Origin of the sequence: Shewanella spartinae, from assembly GCF_019457555.1 — a bacterium.
Taxonomy (GTDB): Bacteria; Pseudomonadota; Gammaproteobacteria; order Enterobacterales; family Shewanellaceae; genus Shewanella; species Shewanella loihica.
On sequence record NZ_CP080418.1, the window covers coordinates 3,275,193 to 3,296,195 of the forward strand.

Here is a 21,003-nt window from a genome sequence, read left to right on the forward strand (position 1 = left end):
TTAAAGGCATTATTAACAAACTCGCTGCATATTAACCCCATAGACATTACAAGCCCATCGAGTCAGACACAAAGGTCACCTAAGCCTGTTCGATGCCGACCCGCAGCGGGTTAGGCCCTTGCGAGCTCATTCCCCTCAAAACGGCAATTTAAATTGCGCGCAATTTATTTTATTGCTAGGCTTATAGCATCATCAGGAGGAGCCTATTATGTCGATTTACGATTTTTCACTCACCCGCATCGATGGCAGCACCCAGCCGATGGCGGATTACAAAGGTAAGGTACTGCTTATCGTCAACACGGCCAGTAAATGTGGCTTCACCCCTCAATATCAGGCGCTACAGGCGCTGTATGAGCAGTTCGGTCCTGAGCGTTTTGCCGTGCTCGGCTTCCCCTGCAACCAGTTTGGTCAGCAGGAACAGGGGGATGAGAGTGAGATCAGTCAGTTCTGCGAGCTCAACTTTGGCGTCAGCTTCCCGCTCTTTGCCAAGATAGAGGTGAACGGCGACAAGGCTCATCCTCTGTATCGTTACCTCAAGCGTGAAGCCAAGGGGGTGCTTGGCAGCGAATCGATCAAATGGAACTTCACCAAGTTCCTGGTCGACGGACACGGATGTGTGCTGGAACGCTTCGCTCCCACCACAAAACCTGAATCTTTGGCAGAAAAAATTGCTGCTTTAGTGAGCCAATCCAAATAGATAGGAGAATGTTGGAAATATTTTCAAACATTTTTGGTTATTTTTTGAACTTTTCAACGTTTGAAAACTCCAATTATTGAACACGAAGATTTGCTTTTTCATGTTCATCATTCTCCCTGGGACTTCTAGCGCAGTCCCCCTAGATCTAGATGGATCGACAGGCAACCTCCTTGGTTGCCTTTTTTTATAAAAATCATCCATATCAATCTATTAGGATTCAAACTCCCACAGCTTCTTGCCCAACACCCGGAGCAATTTATGTCAATTCCCGACGGCAAGATGACAATCTGACATCTATACTAAAAGGTTAAAATTGCCCCTTTGGCGACGGATAGGAAAAAAATTTGAATTTTTTACAAGCTTTATTGAACTTATCTGCTAAAGGAGACTCTGAATAAGTGAACGGATTAGCGGGTTGGGTAATTTAGCTAACGAATGATTCGGTAGGCTTACCTGGCTCAAGTTACATTGTTCATCATCATCTCCCTTTGGTGACCCTCTAGGTCCCAAGAGCATCTACCTCGCTAGCGCACTGAGGTTTATGACTCGACACTTATTTGATTCATGGCAACCTTTGGTTGCCATTTTTTTTGCCTGTTTAGACACTTTGGTGCCTAGCTTCCCAGCTAACGGGAAAAATCGGCCTTTTTCGAAAATTTTTTAACTAATTGTCGCGGCGTGGGGAACTAACTTGATATTGGTGACTCTGAAGAGATGTAACAGATTTTTCATCATTGTTTGTTCATCATTGTTTGTTCATCATCTCCCTTCGAGACTGAGTTGGTCTCAGGAGGCAAGAAATTTCGCTAGCGCACAGATTTCTTTCTCCAAATAGATAGTTGTGGCAACCCCTTGGGTTGCCATTTTTTTATCCTGCTTCTTTCGTTCTACTGCAAGCGATCTGTCTTACGGCAATAGCTGTTTATCCAGCTGCACTGACAGCGAAGGATGGTAACCCGCCCTCGCCTTCTGATAGATGCGACGCAGCTCCTCGCCATAGCCGGCCAGCAACAACTCGTTATACAGGGGACGCACAAACTTCCCCCGCCCTATCTTCATCAGATAAGTCTCGACGAAAGGCAGTACGGGATCGTAATGATTACGTATGGCGACCCGATACCAGTCACAGGCGATCTCGGCATTGGTACTGCGGCTGAAATCGAAGCTGGTATCTAAGTCGATCAACGCCTCTTGCTCGAGCACCTCGGGCAGGCTGTTTAGGAAATACTGCCAGTGGTGCACCCGCCAACCCGCCGTGTTGGCCTTATTGATCGGCTCACCGGCGAGCCAGGCGGCGCGCAGGGCATCGACCTTCTCCAGGCTGTCTGAGCTAGGCGGCACGAACCAGGCGGGCATCCCCTCGCCATAGACCCACTCGAGCAACTCGGCCTCGGTTATCTTATCGCCGTGCTGGATAAGCAGTGTCTGTCTGGCGTAATCGACGAAGGTTTCAGTGGTGATCGCCTCAAAGGCAAAATGATTCACATACTCGAACAGGAAACGATCGAAGGCCTCACGCCCCAGACGATGCTCCAGCTCGTGAACAAACATGGAGGCCTTGTCATAGGTGAAGCGGTTAAAGGCATCGTTAGGGTCACCCGCCTGCACATTAGCCGGCAGAGTCTGCGCCTCGAGTGGCATGCTCACCAACTCCTCCTTGAGGCGGCCATATTCCAGCACAACCTCAAGCTCAGCCAGTTCCTTGCCATACACTGCCTCGACGATGCGGTTGGTGAAATAGGTGGTAAAGCCTTCGTTGAGCCAGAGATCCCGCCAGGTGGCGTTGCTCACCAGATTGCCTGTCCAGGAGTGGGCCAGTTCGTGGGCGACGGTAGAGACCAGGCTCTTATCGCCGGCGATGAGTGTTGGGGTCATAAAGGCGAGCCTTGGGTTTTCCATGCCGCCAAAGGGAAAGCTAGGCGGTAGGATAAGCATGTCGTAGCGATCCCAGGCATAGGGGCCAAGCAGGGACTCGGCGATCTCCACCATCTTCTCGGTATCTTCAAACTCCTTCACCGCCGCGGATAGCACCTCGGGCTCGGCATACACGCCGGTGCGCGAACCTATGGCGCCAAAGTGTAGATCCCCAACGGCAATCGCCAGCAGATGGGTCGGGATAGGCTTTTCCATCTCGAAGCTAAACTCGCCCGTTAACGGCGCATCGCCATGGTTCATGGCGCTCATCACGGCGCGCATGCCTGGCGGCACTGTGATCTTGGCATCGAAGGTGATTCTCGCCTTGGGGCTGTCTTGCAATGGGATCCAGCTGCGGGCATTAATGGGCTGCGACTGACTGAAGAGAAACGGCAACTGCTTACCGCTGGTCTGCTCCGGTGACAGCCACTGCAGCCCCTGAGCCGAGGGCGAGGTGTGATACTGCACAGTGACCTGTTTACTTGGCGAGCTCAGTTCGATGGCCAGGCGCTGACCGCGCACCACATCTTGCTCATCCAGTTGGTAGACCAAAGCATTGCCAGCTTCGTCCTGCACACTGGTGATGGTGAGCTCGCGGGTATCTAAATAGAGGACACGGCAATCTTGCTCGCGATAATCTAAGTTAAGCCGGGCGCAACCTATGAGTTGCTGCGCCGCAAAATCGACCTCGAGGGCCAGGCTCAAATGCGTGACCCGCAGGGCGTCCACATTGGCAAACGAATGATGATCTTGTTGATTATCCCACTGAGTGACCACAAGGATTCCTTTTTTATGATGTAGGGCTGGTGCCATTTTAGTCCCGCTGGCTAAGAATGTCATGGCCACCCGATAGAGCGACCTGACTAAATAAAGCCTAAGGCGATTGGCTCAAACAAATGGCCTAAGCAAACGGACTAAGCAAACGGGCTATACGGACCGCTTATACAATCTGCGTAGAAATTGACTTCAACGAATGAAGGTGAAACAATCTGGATATTTTATACAAAAATAACAATAAGGAAACCTCTGTGTCTCAATCATCTCTCATGGGTTTTGTGGTTGCCCTGCCCCTGCTGACCAGCTTTGCCCTACAGGCAGGTGAAACCTCGCCGGTTGCCCCATTACAACAAATCTTAAGCCAGAATCACGACTGCAGCCCCACCATCACCATTCGCTCCCAGGCGCTCACCCAGGAGCAGATAACCCAGGCCTGCGCCCTGATGCAGAAGCAGGAAGCCAAGTTCCACCAGCTGTTTGACACCCAAGGCAAGCCGGTCGCCAATGACAACAATCAGCGTATGCGCGCCAACGTCTACCACAGCCGCGACGACTATACTCGCTATGTCACAGCGCACTTCGACGTGCCCAGCGACAACGGCGGCATGTTCCTGGAGGGACTTCCCCACCTAGCAGGGAATCAGGCAGAGTTTGTCGCCTATGAGCGCGGCGGGCAGATCTGGAACCTAGCCCACGAGTATGTGCATTACCTGGATGGTCACTTCAATCTCTATGGCGATTTTTGCGCCTCGCTGCACGACTCCCACAGCGCCCCCGAGTATTGCCCTGAGCCGGCGCCGCTGCTGCCTCACCTAGTGTGGTGGAGCGAAGGATTAGGGGAATATATCTCTCAGGGAGACGACAACCCGGCGGCCATCGCCATCATCGCCAAACAGCACTTCGAGCTGAGTGAATTATTTAACACCAGCTATGAGCACAACGGCGGCACAGATCGCGTTTATCGCTGGGGCTATCTGGCGGTGCGCTTCATGATGGAGCGTCACAAAGACAAGATAGACACCATGCTAGGCTTTACCCGCAAGGGCGACTACCCGAGATATCAGGCATTGATAAAGCAGTGGGGCACCAGCATGGATGCGGAGTTTCAGGCCTGGCTTAAGGCGCTGAATGCTACCAGCACCGCTAAACAAGCCTCTTAAAGCCGAGCTTACTACTGAGTACTGCCTTCTCCATCGCGCGCCAGGAGCCAATAGAGGCCTTGGCTCGCCGTGGTGGGAAAGGCGGTTTCGTGGCGCGCCCCCGCTATGGTGAGGCTCTCGAGTACCAAGTTATCCCCCAGCTGGCGCCTTAGGTGGCGACCAAGTTTATCCGCTCCAGCGACCATGTCGTGTTGCATCCCCGCCTTAGCAGGTGTCTCCAGCGCGCCGACCGCCAGGAACACTCGCCGCGCCTGTTTTTCCTCGGCCCTCGGCTTTGCCGTCAGGGATAACAGCTGCTCGCCGTTAAACCACACCGACGGACTGCCCAGCAAATAGTTATCAAACAGATTCGGCTTCTCCAGTAGCAGATAGGCCCCAAGCAGGCCGCCGAGGGAGTTGCCCACAAAGATGCGCTCCTTATCATCTACCCGATAATGCTCGGCCATGAAGGGTAACACCTGAGTCTCTAGATAATCGGCGTAGTGACTGGCACCACCGGTTGTCAGCTTCCAGCTCGAATCGTTAAAGGGGGTATAGTCGCGCACTCGGCTCTGCGGCCCCTTGTCACCCTTGGCATAGGAGAGCCCGACTATGATGGCCTCACGCATCTTGCCGCTATTCATGGGAAAGCGGGTCATGCCAGAGACAATCTGAAAGGCATAAGGCGCATCGGACACATAGACCACAGGGTAACGCCTCGTACTATCGGCTTGATAAGAGCGCGGCAACTTGACCCAGAGCGGATAGATGCGCTTACTCACGGGATCGGTCAGGTCAAAGATCTGAGTGCGAGGGATCTCCACCTTAGGCACGGACGCTTTAGCAACCGCGTTAGAAGCAGGCGCCGCTTGTTCGGATACCGCTACAGCAGAGGACGCCTGACTGGCCAAAGAGAAAGTTAAGAAGATAGCCAGCGATGTGACCAGATGGGGGAACTTCATGTCGGCGCAATGTCCTTATTGATGACGAAAGATGAGTAGTAAGTCAGGCAACAGACTACTTTAGCCGGTGCTAAACATGAAGCTTTTTGTTGATTTAATAAGGTTTTTTAAAAAAGATGAAAATATTTCAGAATTTTTCTGAACTAATCCCGATGAAAGCACTCTGATAATATGAACAGAATTTGCATCGATTAGTTATCCCAGTGACAGGTCTTAATTAATCATCAGTGTGTTTACCGTTCATCATCATTCCCTTTAGATAGTTTCTAGCGCAACTATCCTTAGATTCCGAATTTGGAACTTAAGCGACCTCATCAGGGTCGCTTTTTTTTATCCTGAATTTGCTTAGGTTTACCTTCGAATAAAGGGCCTGACATTAAGGCTTACGGCATCCTGCCGTATAGGTTTTTACTTCGCAGATAGATGCGTTCACCTTAATGGTTTTGAAATGCCTGCGGCAGGCTTATGTGCAAACACATTTGTGACACGCTACGAGCACATCCATGAGAGCTCTACCTCGTTATCTGACCTCCACGGACAGAGGGAATGCCAAAAATGTCGGGAACATTTTTGGCCATGCCTCGGAAGGTCACAAATGTGTTTACACCAGTATCTATAGTCTCTTCGATTTAACGTTATTGCACAGCCAAGCTTTAAAAACATTCTTGGGCATTTCCATGTTAGATTTTTATTCTAATCCACTTGGCCCTGATTAATATTTAAATGGGTAACACCGGTCACAGTGGCTGGTCCTTGTTAAGCCTTTCCAGCCTCTTCTTCAAAGATTTCTTTAGCCGCATTTAAAGCATTTATCATAGATGGCAAGCCACCATACAATGCCATCTGAAAAATTACCTCACTAATTTCTCTTTGAGTCACACCAACCTTTAGAGCATTTCTGATGTTTATTCTCAACTGAGGTAAAGTCTGAGCGCCTTGCGCTGTGAGTGCTGCAATGGTGGCAATAAATCTTGTTTTTACATCGAGTCCAGGTCTCGAATATATGCGGCCATAGGCCATTTCAATTAGTGACTCTGAAAACTCAGGGAGTATTCCATCATATCTCTCACTTAGGATTTCTTCGAGCTGAGGGTCAACTTCTCTAACAGCTTTCCTTCCTCTTTCCAGTGCAGAATCCATTACTTCTTCTCCAAACGATATATTAGTTGACTAGGCTTAACGCCGAATTAAGGTGTAAACCATGCAATACCATTCCTTCTGCATACAACCTTAACCACTAAACCTGACGCATATCCAAAATGCCACGCGTGCTGAATCCCTCTTAACCAGTTTGTTAGGTTGCACTGCCGATACATCTAATTGCTTTACAGGGAACTAACCACGTTATCTTTGGAAACCCTTTGATTTTTATATGATGGTATTTTCTCATCGACCAATTCCTTTTCGTTTGAATGATTGTGAGATCTGACCAACAAAAAAATAAACATGGTTTTCCCAACGACCAATAATACAAACCTTCCTGTGTTTCAGCGAAATGACCAAAGCCATCCCATACACTTGATTTTTCTTCCCTTAACAGACCGCTACCAGCCCAGCGCCATTTGGTATTTTTCGGCTTGCTGATTTTATGGGTTTTTATTATGTCTGCAATTCCTTCGATCCTTCTCCATCCCTGGGACATCACAAACCAATAAAAAAACAAAAAGGCTAAAACTAAGATCCAGAACATCAGTTACCTTTAGCAACCTAACGCTGGCTATCAGGGGCAAATTTGGAGCGTAGCGGAAAATTAGTCCCTTGCATGGCTTTGTTATGTACGACGTTCATTTGAACTCATCATTTAGCAACAACATGGCCGCAGCAGTGGCATTGATCGAGTACATTGCTATATTTTCAGACACTATCTTGGACTGTGTTCCTCCGCCATGTGATGTACTCAGGCGGTTCCTCAGTGTTGCAATCAAGATGAGTGGCTGCTCCCAGAATGAATCCAAGTTCGATCCACCCATCAGCGCCTTGAGCAGTGTAGATGCGGTGTCCGTTTGCTTGTATGCAACTGACTTTCGCATACACAGCACTTTCATAACGCTCTCGAAGCTGCTGCAGCATTTCGTTAGGCAATCCCCGAAATCCTGCTTTCTGAAATCTTCCAGGGCATTCAAGAACTCTGTATTTGCTTGGTGGAACTCTTTTCCCTTAAGCAAGGTTAGTGCCGGTTCAATGGCGGTCTTGTGTAGAGCTTCGCTGTCTTTCCTAATGATCTGGGGATAACTGCCGATCCTTGTGGCCATCGTCGGAGTTCCATAAAGCGAAGATTGAAATTCCTCTAAGGTATAACCAGTAAGGTGGTACGGTAACTTGTCAACTCTAAAAAAATCGTTGATCCCTTCTATTAAAGGATTGTCCGGCCAAGTAATGCCGGGCAGGTTTGACTTAAAGATGAGTTCGATGACATCAAACAACTCCTCATCTTTGCAATTGAGGACGAATTGGAGTGTGTCGTCCGGCTGCAGCATTCGCGCATTTGAGAGCTGAAACTCCCCGTGCAAATAGCCAATCTTCGTATGTAGTTGCCCTAGGAACTCCCCAAAACGACTCTGCAGATGATCGCGAAGCAACATGATCAACCTGTTTCTAAAGGTTCTAGTGAGCGGCGTAAGTTTTGGCTCTGAGTCAGATAATTGTCTTCGAGAAAAGACGTTAAAAAGTTCCTCAAACATGGTTCAACTCTCTTAGCACATAACAACTTATTAGTGAGACCTTGCAAGGTACGCTACCTTGTAAGGTAGGAGACCAAGCATGTAAATAAGTGGGGCAGAGTAATCTTATAAAGGAGCTGATTGGCTCATGTGGTTGGCTTTTTCATTCCCTGAATGGCGTAGTCGATGTTTGATTCGAGTTAGCCTAGCTCTGTCCTTAATTGATGATACTTTAATCTATCTCGTCAGGGCTATACAACATGCTAGGTCACATTTAATCAAAGATTTCTCTCTAAAAAATAGTGAGTTGAATCTATGTCTTCTCAATGACGGTAAATCGAAGAGATATTAGATACCGAGTGTAGATACGGCTGTGACCTTCGGTTTCAGGGATGAAACCGCAGAGCGGCCAGGGATGGCGCACAGCGTGTCACAGGCGTATCTGCACATTCCCCGCCGGGTAGGCGTTAGATAGCCATGAAGGTGTGACCTTCAACTCAATTAATAAATGACTATGTCGCCAAATGCTAATCAAGCAAACTATAGAGATGCCAAACCTTCATTCCAAGATCAACACACTTTGAAACAAAACCAAGTTAGCTTTTGCTCCCTTTCTACACCATTCACGGTCAAATCGAAGAAACGTTTAGATTCCAGTGTAAACACGCTTTTGGCCTTCGAAATCATGGATGATTTCGCAGAGCCCACAAGGATGTGCCCGTGGCGAGCCAAAAGAGTGTTTGCACATAAGCTCACCGCAGGTGATAGGTTGCCATGAATGTGGACAAATCAGACACACTCAACAAATGAGATTGCCGTCAAATACAACTCAAGCAAACAAAATATCGTCTTATTTGGAAGACAAAAAAGGCCTCACTAGGAGGCCTTTTCAGTTCAAGCTGTCGTCTTACAGACGGATACCAGCTTTTTCTAGGTCTTTAGCAGTCACACTACGTGGTAGTGGTACATAACCGTCTTTCATTACGATTTGCTGACCCTGCTTTGACAGTACGAAGCGTAGGAATTCACGCTCGAGTGGTGCCAACTCTTTGTTAGGGTGCTTGTTCACGTAAACGTATAGGTAACGTGAAAGTGGGTAGCTACCGTCAGCAGCGTTAGCAGCCGATGCTTCGATGTAGTTGGTACCTTTCTTAGCGATAGCAACCGCTTTCACGCCTGCTGTCTTGTAACCGATACCTGAGTAACCGATAGCGTTAAGTGATTGAGATACAGACTGAACCACTGATGCAGAACCAGGTTGCTCGTTTACGTTAGCCTTGAAGTCGCCCTTACAAAGTGCTTTCTTTTTGAAGTAACCGTAAGTACCAGATACTGAGTTACGACCATATAGCTGTACGTCTTTAGCAGCCCAAGAACCGTCTAGACCTACATCGCCCCAACGTTGAACATCGCTACCGCCACACTTGTGTGTTGCAGAGAAGATGCCGTCGATCTGCTCGATGCTTAGACCCTTGATTGGGTTATCTTTGTGTACGAATACTGCAAGAGCATCGATTGCTACACGGATAGCAGTTGGCTGGTAACCGTAGTGCTTTTCGAATGCTTCGATTTCGTTAGGCTTCATCTTACGGCTCATTGGACCGAACTGTGAAGTACCTTCAGTCAGTGCTGGTGGCGCAGTAGATGAACCCGCTGCTTGAATCTGAATGTTAACGTTAGGGTACATTTCTTTGTACTCTTCCGCCCATAGGGTCATCATGTTGGCTAAAGTGTCTGAACCTACAGAAGATAGGTTACCTGATACACCACTTGTTTTTTCATAAGTTGGCAGTGATGGATCAAGAGCGGCCATAGAGGCTGCTGAGAATACACTAGCGGCTGTTAAACTCACCGCACCGACAAGCTGTTTAAGTTTCATTCTATGCTCCAGTGTTAAGCGGACTTGCTTACTCGTTTCATTTAAGTTGCAGCCAGTATCAATCGCAACAGTGACAAGTCTATGACTGTGATGTGACACTTAGATGACAATGACAAATTAAATTGCCGCAAATACGCTTTTTAGCGTCGCCATATTAAGTTTGACATCAAATCGTCAAGTTTGCGTCATGGGTGGCGGCGATTTCCATAGCCTAGCCGCCATTAAATAAGTCCCATAAAAAACGCCGTCATTAGCGACGGCGTTTAATCTATGCAATCCAACTAGTACCAAACTTCAGCCGTCTAATACCTCACATCTAACCGCTAAAGGTCGAGCAGATGATTAGGGATGATGAAGCTAAAGCGGCTGCCCACTCCGAGTTTACTCTCTATGGTGAGATCGCTCTGGTGATGATGCAAAGCGTGTTTGGTAATCGCCAGACCCAATCCCGAGCCGCCACTCTGGCGCGAGCGGGCGCTATCGACCCGGTAGAAGCGTTCGGTCAGACGGGTAAGATGCTGCGGCGCTATACCCTCGCCGGTATCAGTCACGCTAAACTCGGCCCCCATAGGCACACGTTTCCAGCGAATGCTGATCTTACCGCCGGGCTCGGTATAACGAATGGCGTTCGACACCAGGTTAGAGCAGGCACTGCGAAGCTGCACCTCGCTGCCATAGAGATTCAGGCCGGGATCCGCCTCGATAGACAGTTCATACTGCCCCAAGGCCAGCGCCTGCGCCTCCTCTTTGAGGGTCTCCATGAGCACTGTCATGTTCACCTTGGTCTCGAGATTAACCGCGCTGCCATCTTCGATGCGCGACAGCACCAGCAGCTGCTCCACCATGGAACGCATACGGTTGGTCTGCTGCTGCATCTGCGACATCGCTTTGGCGTTGGGCGAGTCTGGCTCGGCCATCCCCTGCATCATCTCCAGGTAGCCCTGCAATACCGTCAGCGGCGTCTTGAGCTCGTGAGAGACGTTGGCCACAAACTCCTTACGCATCCCCTCGAGCTGGCGAATACGTGTGATGTCGCGGGCAATCAATAGCCTCTGCCCCGAACCATAGCCCATAATACGTATCTCCAGGATCCGGCTATCACTCTGGGTGTCGATAAGTTCGAACGGCTCGTCGAAATCGGCCTGCTTGAGGTATTTGGAGAAGTCGGGGTGACGGATAAGGTTGTCGATCCGCTGACCGTTATCCTGGGGCCACACTAGGCCTAACATGAGCTGGGCAAGCTTGTTACACCAGGCGATGTTGTTCTCTGAATCGAGCACCACGGCCGCATCGGGTAGCGCCTCGGCCCCTTGTCTGAAGCGGGCGAGAAGATAGGCAAGCTGGCTGACACGTTTACGGTTTTTACCTTGCAGACGGTAGATACCGTTGAACACCCCTTCCCAACTGCCACTGCCGTTGGGGGGCGTCAGCCGCTTATCGCGCCACAGCCAATAGTTGAGTCTTGAGATCTGTTTATAGTGCCAAATGAGCAGGGCGATACTGCCCAGCAACATGATCCACAGCACCTGATTTATGAGTAATCCAACGGCAAGACAGAGCAGTAGATATATCACTAATCGAGTGAGTAGTTGATACCCTGAATATGAATCAAACATAGATAAGCCATAGTGAGCGAATGGGCACAAGATAGCTTAAATTGCCGCTTGTGCCTATCAATTTGCTTGGATCTATCGACCCTTGCTGTTTGTTTCTGCGGCGATCTTTTGCGTTTTTCCCCAGCAGTCCATGTCTGAAGCAATGATGTACACAGGCATGGGATGGCTGACAAATAAGGCACAAGAGGCGCGGCCCCTAGGGTTCATCTAAACAGCGTCTGTGTTTTCTTGCCGGCTAGCAGTCTGTCACTACAAACCCCAAGCCATGCAATCAAAACCTGTTTAGATGAATCTTAAACCACAAAGAAATTTGGCCCTAGAGACGGGTCGAGAAACGGTAGCCCGCACCACGAACGGTTTGAATCAAACGGTCGTGATTCGATGGCTCGACGGCCTTACGCAGGCGACGAATATGCACATCGACGGTTCTGTCTTCGACATACACATTGGTGCCCCAGACGTTGTCCAACAGCTGCTCACGGCTGTAGACGCGCTCTGGATGGGTCATGAAGAAATGGAGCAACCTAAACTCGGTCGGGCCCATCTCCAGCACCTGGTCGCCCACGGTCACGCGGTGGCTCACAGGGTCGAGTACCAATCCTTGTACGTCTATTGGCTCTTCCAGTGCCGTCGGTGCTGCACGGCGCATTACCGCCTTGATGCGTGCCACCAGCTCTTTGGGCGAGAAAGGCTTGGTAATATAGTCATCGGCGCCCACTTCGAGCCCCTTCACCTTGTCTTCCTCTTCGCCACGGGCCGTCAGCATGATGACGGGAATGTGACGGGTAAACTCATCCTGGCGCAGTTTCTTGGCCAGCTGGATACCACTGCCGCCCGGGAACATCCAATCGAGCAACACCAAATCTGGATAAGGTTCTGACAACATATCCAATGCTGAGTCGAAATCCTCTGCTGTAGTTGTCGTAAATCCATGTTGTTCTAAAACAAAAGCTAACATCTCTCGGATGGCCAGCTCATCTTCAACTATCAAAATCCTAGCAGTCATATGCGATCTTCTATCTGTGAATTCCCACGTGTCCATTATTGGTCTTTTTTATTACAAAATTATGAAACCGCAGGGCTAGTTTGTCATAAAACAGCTTATTTTGTCATAAATCTTACATCAAAAAGGGAGGCATAAGCCTCCCTTTAGTCAGCACTCGACTGGCGAGTGAAAGTTATTTATCAATAACTTAGAACTTGTGCTCTAGACCCAGACCGAAGAATTTATCGGTAGTGTCAACACCTTCGAAATCACGGTTGGTGTAGAAGGCAAACAGTTTAGTTGGCTTGCCTAGCTTGTAGTCACCACCCACTGACCAAGAATCACCTTTGTCTTCCATGTCTTGGTACTGAGCCTTCAGTACTACGGCATCGATAGTGTAAGCAGCGCTTACCAGGTAACCAGTCTTGCTGTCAGCACCAACAACGGCAGTACCGTCTTTCTTGTAAGTCTCTTCCTGCTGCTGGTACATACCACCAATCTTCAGGCCAGCGATCTTACCTTGAACAGTAGCGCGAACAACTTCATAGCCTTTAACGTCTGAGTCGTAAGCGATAGAAGCGAAGATAGGAGACTTCTTCAGCTTAGCATCACCGTACATAGCGGCAACGCTGAAACCGTCTTGGCCATACTGTGAGCTAGCGCCTTCAGCAGCATAAGTCACACCAACTTTGAAACCGCTGAAAGAAGGCGTCATGTAAGTCGCAGTCTGCTCGATACGGTTTTCACCTTTGAACAGGTGCTTCAGGTCACCAGACAGGTCGTTGAACTGGTCAACTTTACCTTGAGATTGCTTCAGTATGGTGTCGTTACGACCCACAGAGAAAGCACCGAAGTTACCTTTTAAACCAACGAACTGGTTACGAGCCAAGAAGTTTTCCTTAGCCGCATCACCTGTGTCCACTTCATACTCAACAGTGTAGAAAGCTTCAAGTGAGCTGCTCAGCTCGAAAGCACCCTTCACGCCAAAACGAGAAGCGTTGCTCTGAATAGTCGTCGTTGCATCACCATCTACATCGTTAGATTGAGCCGTTACGTTTAGTTTGCCGTAAACAGTCAATGGCTCTGCAGCGTGTGCAGAAGCGAGAGTGGCAGTTGCTAGCGCAGAAGCGAGTAGTGTTTTACAAAAAACGTTCATCATTTAATCCTTTCGACGTTTGTTCGTCTTGGTTATTGGTTTGGACGGCCGAAAGTGTGCAACTTTTATGTTGCAGTTTTATTTCATCGATTTAGCAACTGGATAAATTTGATAATATGAACTACGCCCCCTGGCCACAAACCCAGGCGATATGGGCGGTTCGAGGCGACAAAAAGAAATATTACAGTTTGATGAATTATGTCACTTGAGCAATATTTGTGACATTTTGAGGAAGATTGTTAGCGGTTTACCCGCGCGGCGCAATGGCTTACACTGCGGCTTTATTTTTGATTGAGCGCCTATCATGTGGTTTAAGAATCTTACCGTATATCGTTTTAATAAACCTTTCTCTGTCGATACCGAAGCGCTAGAGAAGTCACTGGAAGACTTTACCTTTTCTCCCTGCTCAAGCCAGGACATCAGCAAATTCGGCTTCTCCAAAGCACTGGGTAAACTCGGCCACACCTTAGTACACAGCGCCGAAAACAGACACCTTATCTGTGCCACCAAAGAGGAGAAGATCCTGCCTTCTCAGGTGGTAAAAGAAGCCCTCGAAGAAAAAGTGGCGCAGATCGAAGCCGAAGAAAACCGCAAGCTAGCCAAGAAAGAGAAAGATGCGCTCAAAGAGGAGATCACCACCACGCTATTGCCACGCGCCTTCTCTCGCCGCAGCCAGATCCACGCGCTGATCCTGCCTGAGATTGAGATGATCCTAGTGGACTCATCAAGCGCCACAAAGGCAGAAGAGCTACTGGCCCTACTGCGTAAGGCGCTGGGCTCACTGCCGGTGATCCCTATGAGCTTCAAGACGCCAATCGAAGCCCAGCTAACTGAGTGGCTCAAGAGCAACAGCGCGCCTGCACCATTTGAGATGCAGGATGAAGCCGAGCTTAAGTCAGATTCAGATGAAGGCGGCATAGTACGCTTTAAACAGCAAGACCTGACCGAAAACGAGGTGCTGGCGCATCTTGAGGTGGGTAAGCAGGTGCATAAGCTGGCGCTGCATTTCGGCCAGTCTATCGCCTTCGTGTTGCAGTCAGATGCCGGCATCAAACGTCTGAAGTTCTCGGAAGAGTTTAGGGCGCACAACGACGAGGTGGGCACAGAAGATCCACTGGCGCGTCTGGACGCCGACTTTGCCCTGATGGGCAGCGAGCTGATCGCCCTGATGAACTCGCTAGTCGAAGTATTGGGCGGCCTGGAAGATAGTCTGTAAGCCAAGATTCTTGACGGCTTGAGAGACTAACTTTCGAGTTGCCAAGGAATAAAAAACCACCCAAGCGGGTGGTTTTTTTGTTCATGGGTTCAGGCATTCATGCGTTCATACGTATAGGCATTCAATACGCCTGCCTCGATACAAGGAACGCGACGCTTGAACCTTATTTTTTCAACTTACCTTCGCTATCGAAGGGCCAGTCGATCCCCAGCCAGGCCTCGAAGAAGGCTTTCTGTTTCCGACTCGGCTTATCGACGCTAACAAGCTTAAGCTTCTCACTGGGCTGCTCCGCCAACATCAGCGCCACCTCTTTTAGGGTATCGTTACTAAAGAGCGTCACCTTGATGGTATCGCCCGGGGAAAAGTCTTTGATGCGCGCCCCAAAGCCTTCGGCGGTGACCTTAAGGCCATTTATCGCCACCAGCTCATCGCCCGCCACTATGCCAGCCCTCCAGGCCGGTCCCTCACGTTTCACATGGCTGAGTCTTAAACTACCTTCACGAGTCTGCATGCCGGCATAGGCGATCGCCTTATTCTCACTGCCATAGTCTTTCTTCAGTCCCGCCTTGGCCAGCAAGGCGTCATAGTCCAGCACCAGCGGGCTGTTGACATGACGCTGCCACCAGTCGCCATAATCTTTGCCCGACAGCTCACGCAGAATCTGCTTTACATCGCTAACTTGGTATCCCACCGGAAGCTTATAGTCTTGATACAGTTTGGCATGCAGATCCCGATAGGAGGTCTTGAGTCGGGTGTCACTCAGCAGGCTGAAATCCAATGCCAGCGAGGTCAGATAGCCTTCGGCATAGATGTTACTGCTGTGGTTTTGGGCATAATCGCCGCCACCGGCCACCCACTGACCGGCACTGGCCTCGGCGACAGACTGCACCTCCCGCCCCGGTGTCTGCTCGTTGCGCGTGATACGCCGGGCCAGATCTTCCAGAAACTCCTTAGGGGTGATCACGCCGGCACGTAGCAGCAACTGACTCTGAAAATAGCTGGTCGAGCCCTCGGCGATCCACAAGAGTTCGGTGATCCCCTCCTGCTGATAATCGTAGGGCACCAGCCCCTGAGGGCGGTAGGCCTTCACGTTCCAGGTATGAATGAATTCGTGGGAAGCCGTCTTGATAAAGCCGAGGTAATCATTGCGCTCGCGAAAGCTAAAGCGTGGGCGCTGGATAACGGTTGAGTTCAGATGCTCGGTCGCGCCACTGGCGCCGCTGGTGGCGTGCACCATATAGACGTAGCGCTTAAAGGGGTAGCCTGACCAAATCGCCTTGGCCTGCCCGCTGAGCTTGGTAAGATCTTCCACCATCTTATCGAGATCATAGTTACCCTCGCCCCAGACCACCAGCTCGTAGTCACGACCGTCTGCCGAGAAGGCTCTGTGCTGGCTGATCCCCGTCTCTATGGGCGAGTCCACCAGCACATCATAATTGTCCGCAATAAATAGATGAGCATCCTTTGATTCCATGCCCGAGTAGCTGCGCCAGGCCTCAGGCACCTTTAGCGAGACATTTACCTTTTGATCGCGAAATTCTGGGCTGTAGACAAATACGCCGCTGGCGTCCAAATAGGCATGGGAGTCGTCGATATGACTCACTCTCTGCCCCAGGCTGTTGGCATACAGCTGATAGGTGACCTTGACCTGAGTCGGCTGGCTCAATTTCACCTGCCATTCGCCGCTGGCGCTGCGTTGCCACTCCAGCGCCCTGCCCGACTCATCTTCGGCCCTAAAGTGGCGAATCGCATCCCCCAGGGACAACACCTGATACTTGCCGGTGCGCCATACGGGTAGATTCACACTAAGCTGCTTGGCCTCGCTGCGGGGAAAATCGACCTCCACCTTGGCCAGGTGATGCTGAGGCTGGGTGAGATCGATCCGGTAATTAACATCTGCGTGGGCTTGAGACAGGAAAAAAGGACTAAAAATCAAAATCAAGGGTACAGCTAGTTTCACTCTGGCTTCCTTCTGTTATCATAGTTGTAATGTGAAGTTCGTCAGTATAACCCGATTTATCCCTCTCACTGCGGACAGAATTCTAAAAACATAATATGCCCGCCTGCGGCTCGGTGATGCTACAAAAATGCGCGTATTTCTCTACAGTCTGCTACTGTTCTTTTGCTGTGCGACCTCGGTCAATGCAGCCTTCAGCCAATTGATCAGCAAAGAGGTTAAGTTTAAAGAGTCGGCCCCCGAGTTTTACCAAGACGCCATCGCCAGCCTCTCCTTTCCCATCGAATTTGCCAGCGAAGTGGAATTCAATCACCTCGCCGATACCCAGGGCTTCAGTAGCCAGGAGCTAGAGCAGCAGCTACAGTGGCTGGCCCGTGTCTACCTAGAGCCGGGTATAGGGGTCGATGACGCCATGGAGAAGGCGCAGCAGGTGATGACCCAGCTTGAGATCATCGCCGACACTCCCTACGACAGGGCTTACTTGCTGATGCTACAGGGGCGCAAGACAGGCCGGGATAAGCAAGATTACCAGCTGGCGATCACTTACTATCAGCAGGCGCTGGCTCAGCTCAAGGCCAGCGAAGATCTGCCGACTCAGCTGCTGCTACACAACATTCATTACCAGCTTGGCGACCTCTATCGCATCACGCTACAGAAGAACGCCGCCCTCACCCACCTCAACCAATATCGCGAGCTGGCCTATCAGCTCAGAGACGACTATCTAATTGCCAAGGCCGAGTCGACACTGGGGCGCTACTACAGCGGCGATGAGCAATTTGCCAAGGCGCTGCAACATTATACCGAGGCGATCCGCCTGGCCGAGGGGCTGGACAAGCCTTTCCTCAACGCCATCTTGTCGCTGCGCTTGGCCCGCGTCTATCGGGATCTCAAGTCTTGGGATGAGGCCCTGACCTATGCCCACAAGGCCGCCGATGGTTTTACCAAGGTGGGTAAAGACAATTATCTGTCTAGCGCCATGACGGTGATCGCCATGGTGTATGGTGAACAGGAGCGCTGGAATCAGGCGATCGATTACTACCTCAATGCCCAGCAGATAGATGTCAGACGCGGCAACCTGACCGCCCAGGCCCTCAACCTGCACAACCTGGGCGAAGCCTATTTCAACAACAAGGAACCCAAGCGCGCCCTGACAAACCTTATCAAGGCTAACGGCTTATTCCTGCAAAAGAAGAGCAAGCACTACCTGATCTATAACGATCTGCTGATCGCCCAGGTGGCCAGCCAACTCGGCGACTGGAGCATGGTCAACGCCTATGCCGCCAAGGCCTTCGTATTAGCCCGGGAGAAGAAACTGCCGGAGCAGATGTTTGAGGCGCTGCAATATAAGACCCGCGCCTTGAAGGAACTGGGCGACATCGACAAGGCCCTGGCAGCGCTGGAGCAGCTAATCACCCTGAGTCAGGATCTCGAACACGAGAGCCAGAAGCCCTCAGACTATAGCCCGAGTGTGTTGGCCGAACAGCAGCTCAAGCTGCAGCTCAGTCAGCTGCAGGCATCAAACAAGACACAAGAGAAGCAGGCCCATCAGTTCAGGTTGGCCGCCAGCATCATCTTTATCGTGAGTCTGCTGCTGGCGCTGGCCGGCATCAACCAGTGGCGCGGTAAGAGTAAGTTGAAAAGGCAACTGGCTAGTCTAAAACAGAAGGTAAATCAGGAACCCATCACCCAGCTGCCTGGCTATCACGGCTTCATCGCCCGCATGCGACAGAAAAATGAGATTGCCCAGCTGGCGCTGCTCTCTCTCGATGACGGCCACACGCTGGATCTCAACCTGGGCAACGATACCTATCTCGAGGCCACCGCGCGTCTGATGGACACCCTGAGTCGGGGCCTGGCCGGAGAGGCCTATCTTATTCGTCCGGGCCTCATCCTGCTGACGCTTAACGAGGTAAACGCCCATCAAGCACTGCTGGAGCGGATCCGCAGCCTGCTCGATGACCAGCCACAGAGTCAGGGCACTCATTTCAAGCTGGGCTGCATCAAGGTGCCGCTACTTGGTAATCCGGACATCAAGGTGACACCGGATACCTACTTCAATGTGCTGCAGATGTTAGTAGCAGGCGCCATGAGTCTGGGCACGCAAAAAGATTGTTATGTCAGTATCACACCACTGAATTTTGCGCCGGCAGCAATTTTGTCTAACCCGCTATACTTACACTTGGAAAAAGGGATCAGCCGAGGATTGGTAAAGGTCGAATGCAATGAGAATAAGGCACTCATCCAATGGCCCAAATGGCAGGGAGCAAACGATGCAGACCCCACATAATTTCACAAAAGTATCCTGCTTGGGTCACATACCCTCGACGGTGCATTTGCATAACCTACGAGATCGGATACCATTGGCCTCAAATAGGTCTCCATTAGACAATGGTAAAATTGTTCGGCAACTTCTAACCGCTTTACAATATAGAAGTTTCTTCCATAAACTGACGCTGAAGCTTATTGATAAGGTCTAGAATGAAAGACGCTATGACAAGCCTCTCCCAGGTATCGCTCCTTCAGCAGAAACTCCATTCTGCCAAAATCGCCTTGGCCGAACTCAACGATCAGAAGGCCCAGAGCCAGAGCTCACTGCTGCAATTTATCGGACATCTCAGCCTCGCCTGTAAGGGTCAGAGCATAGAGCTGGACAACAAGCTGGCCAAGCTGCGCCACAACCTTATCAACGTCGAACATATCGACGAGGTCTTGCCGGACCTGCTCGAGGTCGAGCAGCTACTCAAGCAGCAGTACCATCATGTGATGGGACAGCTCGAAGATGGCCGCGCCAGCCTCGCAAAGGTGATCCGTCAGCTACAGCGTGTAGACTCGGTACCGGACAAACTCAAGAAAGAGATCGCCTACTACAAGCAAGATCTCGGCAAGCCATTTCATACTTACTGGGACTACTTTCCTAAGGTAGAGCGCCTGGTGGGCTTCTTCGAAGCCATCATGCATGAGCAGCTCAGCCAGGGCGACAAGCTAGAGGTTCTGCCGAAACACAGGCAGCTGGCCCACGAGCTGGCACAGATGATCTCTGAGATCGAGTTTCGTAAGGATCAGCGCGATCAGGTACTAGTGATCAAGGATTACCTGGCTGCCGAGATTGATGTCGACGGTCTTATCGACGCCTATCAGACCATACTCTCACTGCTGCTGGAAAATATTGCGCTGGAGAAGAGCGCCTCTCAGGAGTTCCTCTACGCCCTTAACGATGCCCTCTCAGCGGTGCGTGAGGTGGTGAATGACTCCTACAACAGCAACCAGCGCAGCTATCAGCTGAAGAAGCAGCTCAACCGTGAGATCAACTCGCGGGTCGACAATGTAGGCGATGCCATCATAGACATCGATGACATAGACCACCTCAAGCTGCAGGTCACTGAGCAACTCGCTTCTATCCGCACCGCCCTCGGGCGCAAGGAGGCGCTGGAGCAGCGCGAACAGGCGATGCTGCGCAAATCGATGGAGACGATGCGCGACGAGCTCAACGAGCTGAGCAAAGAGGCCAACGCCTATAAAGAGCGTCTGTTCGAGCAGCAGAAACTCAACCTGCTCGACACCCTGACCCAGCTGCCCAACCGCGCGGCGCTGGAAGAGCGTATGGAGCAGGAGTTCCGCAACTATCAACGCCATCGTCATCCGCTATGGGTGGCGGTTGCCGACATAGATCACTTCAAATCCATCAACGATAACTTCGGCCACAGCACTGGGGATAAGACGCTACAGGTGATCGCCATGGCACTGAAAAACTCCCTGCGTGAATCTGAGTTTGTGGCCCGCTACGGCGGTGAAGAATTTGTCCTCCTCATTCCGGATGTGTCGGCCAACGACATAGAGCAGCTGTTGAATCGCGTGAGGGAGAAAGTAAAAAATATTCCCTTTAAGTTTAAAAATCAGAGAATTACAGTTACAGTATCAATAGGTGCTGCACAAATTCTTGAAAACGAGCAGATAAGCGAAACCTTCGAACGCGCCGACGCAGCACTCTACAAGGCCAAACATGAAAGCAGAGACAGAGTGATTATTGACGCCTAATCCTGGGGCC

The 21,003-nt window shown here is 50.6% G+C and carries 15 protein-coding genes; 5 read left to right on the forward strand and 10 right to left on the reverse strand.

Annotated elements, in window-relative coordinates:
* The first annotated feature begins 208 nt into the window (after positions 1-208).
* The gene (locus tag K0I31_RS14265; protein ID WP_011866538.1) at positions 209-697 is read left to right on the forward strand and encodes a glutathione peroxidase; all 489 of its coding nucleotides are present in this window, start codon (positions 209-211) and stop codon (positions 695-697) included.
* A 906-nt stretch (positions 698-1,603) separates the two neighbouring features.
* Here the strand turns inward: K0I31_RS14265 and K0I31_RS14270 are convergent.
* Positions 1,604-3,424 (reverse strand): M1 family metallopeptidase, encoded by a 1,821-nt coding sequence (locus K0I31_RS14270; RefSeq protein ID WP_220078818.1) that lies wholly within the window; start codon positions 3,422-3,424, stop codon positions 1,604-1,606.
* A gap of 215 nt (positions 3,425-3,639) precedes the next feature.
* Between K0I31_RS14270 and K0I31_RS14275 the strand changes: the two genes are divergently transcribed.
* Positions 3,640-4,548, forward strand: a complete 909-nt coding sequence (locus K0I31_RS14275) for a collagenase (protein WP_258406507.1) — start codon at positions 3,640-3,642, stop codon at positions 4,546-4,548.
* Between the two features lie 11 nt (positions 4,549-4,559).
* On the opposite strand, the gene K0I31_RS14280 is transcribed toward K0I31_RS14275, so the two are convergent.
* From K0I31_RS14280 to K0I31_RS14320, 8 genes are all read right to left on the reverse strand, one after another.
* Positions 4,560-5,489, reverse strand: a complete 930-nt coding sequence (locus K0I31_RS14280; RefSeq protein WP_220078819.1) for an alpha/beta hydrolase — start codon at positions 5,487-5,489, stop codon at positions 4,560-4,562.
* 756 nt (positions 5,490-6,245) lie between these two features.
* Entirely contained in the window at positions 6,246-6,629 is a 384-nt protein-coding gene (locus tag K0I31_RS14285) for a carboxymuconolactone decarboxylase family protein (protein WP_220078820.1), read from the reverse strand.
* Between the two features lie 154 nt (positions 6,630-6,783).
* Positions 6,784-7,179 carry a hypothetical protein gene (locus tag K0I31_RS14295; RefSeq protein ID WP_220080913.1) on the reverse strand — a complete coding sequence of 132 codons (396 nt, stop codon included), beginning with the start codon at positions 7,177-7,179 and terminating at the stop codon, positions 6,784-6,786.
* Between the two features lie 94 nt (positions 7,180-7,273).
* The gene (locus K0I31_RS14300) at positions 7,274-8,170 is read right to left on the reverse strand and encodes an abortive infection family protein (protein ID WP_220078822.1); all 897 of its coding nucleotides are present in this window, start codon (positions 8,168-8,170) and stop codon (positions 7,274-7,276) included.
* An 886-nt stretch (positions 8,171-9,056) separates the two neighbouring features.
* Positions 9,057-10,028, reverse strand: a complete 972-nt coding sequence (locus K0I31_RS14305) for a PstS family phosphate ABC transporter substrate-binding protein (protein WP_011866544.1) — start codon at positions 10,026-10,028, stop codon at positions 9,057-9,059.
* A 323-nt stretch (positions 10,029-10,351) separates the two neighbouring features.
* Positions 10,352-11,644, reverse strand: a complete 1,293-nt coding sequence (gene phoR / locus K0I31_RS14310) for a phosphate regulon sensor histidine kinase PhoR (RefSeq protein WP_011866545.1) — start codon at positions 11,642-11,644, stop codon at positions 10,352-10,354.
* Positions 11,645-11,960: 316 nt separating this feature from the next.
* A complete protein-coding gene (gene phoB, locus K0I31_RS14315; RefSeq protein ID WP_041406681.1) occupies positions 11,961-12,650 on the reverse strand; it encodes a phosphate regulon transcriptional regulator PhoB in 690 nt (229 codons plus the stop codon).
* Positions 12,651-12,837: 187 nt separating this feature from the next.
* Positions 12,838-13,788 (reverse strand): porin, encoded by a 951-nt coding sequence (locus K0I31_RS14320; protein WP_220078823.1) that lies wholly within the window; start codon positions 13,786-13,788, stop codon positions 12,838-12,840.
* 301 nt (positions 13,789-14,089) lie between these two features.
* Here K0I31_RS14320 and rdgC point away from each other — a divergent pair, with 301 nt between their 5' ends.
* Positions 14,090-15,001: a recombination-associated protein RdgC gene (gene rdgC / locus K0I31_RS14325; protein WP_220060221.1), complete on the forward strand. Its 912-nt coding sequence runs from the start codon at positions 14,090-14,092 to the stop codon at positions 14,999-15,001.
* Positions 15,002-15,164: 163 nt separating this feature from the next.
* Here the strand turns inward: rdgC and K0I31_RS14330 are convergent, their stop codons facing one another.
* Positions 15,165-16,961 (reverse strand): M61 family metallopeptidase, encoded by a 1,797-nt coding sequence (locus K0I31_RS14330; protein ID WP_220078824.1) that lies wholly within the window; start codon positions 16,959-16,961, stop codon positions 15,165-15,167.
* Positions 16,962-17,088: 127 nt separating this feature from the next.
* Here K0I31_RS14330 and K0I31_RS14335 point away from each other — a divergent pair, with 127 nt between their 5' ends.
* Together K0I31_RS14335 and K0I31_RS14340 are read left to right on the forward strand one after the other, a co-directional pair.
* Positions 17,089-19,245: a tetratricopeptide repeat protein gene (locus K0I31_RS14335; protein WP_220078825.1), complete on the forward strand. Its 2,157-nt coding sequence runs from the start codon at positions 17,089-17,091 to the stop codon at positions 19,243-19,245.
* Positions 19,246-19,436: 191 nt separating this feature from the next.
* Positions 19,437-20,993 (forward strand): GGDEF domain-containing protein, encoded by a 1,557-nt coding sequence (locus tag K0I31_RS14340; RefSeq protein WP_011866551.1) that lies wholly within the window; start codon positions 19,437-19,439, stop codon positions 20,991-20,993.
* Positions 20,994-21,003 lie beyond the last annotated feature (10 nt).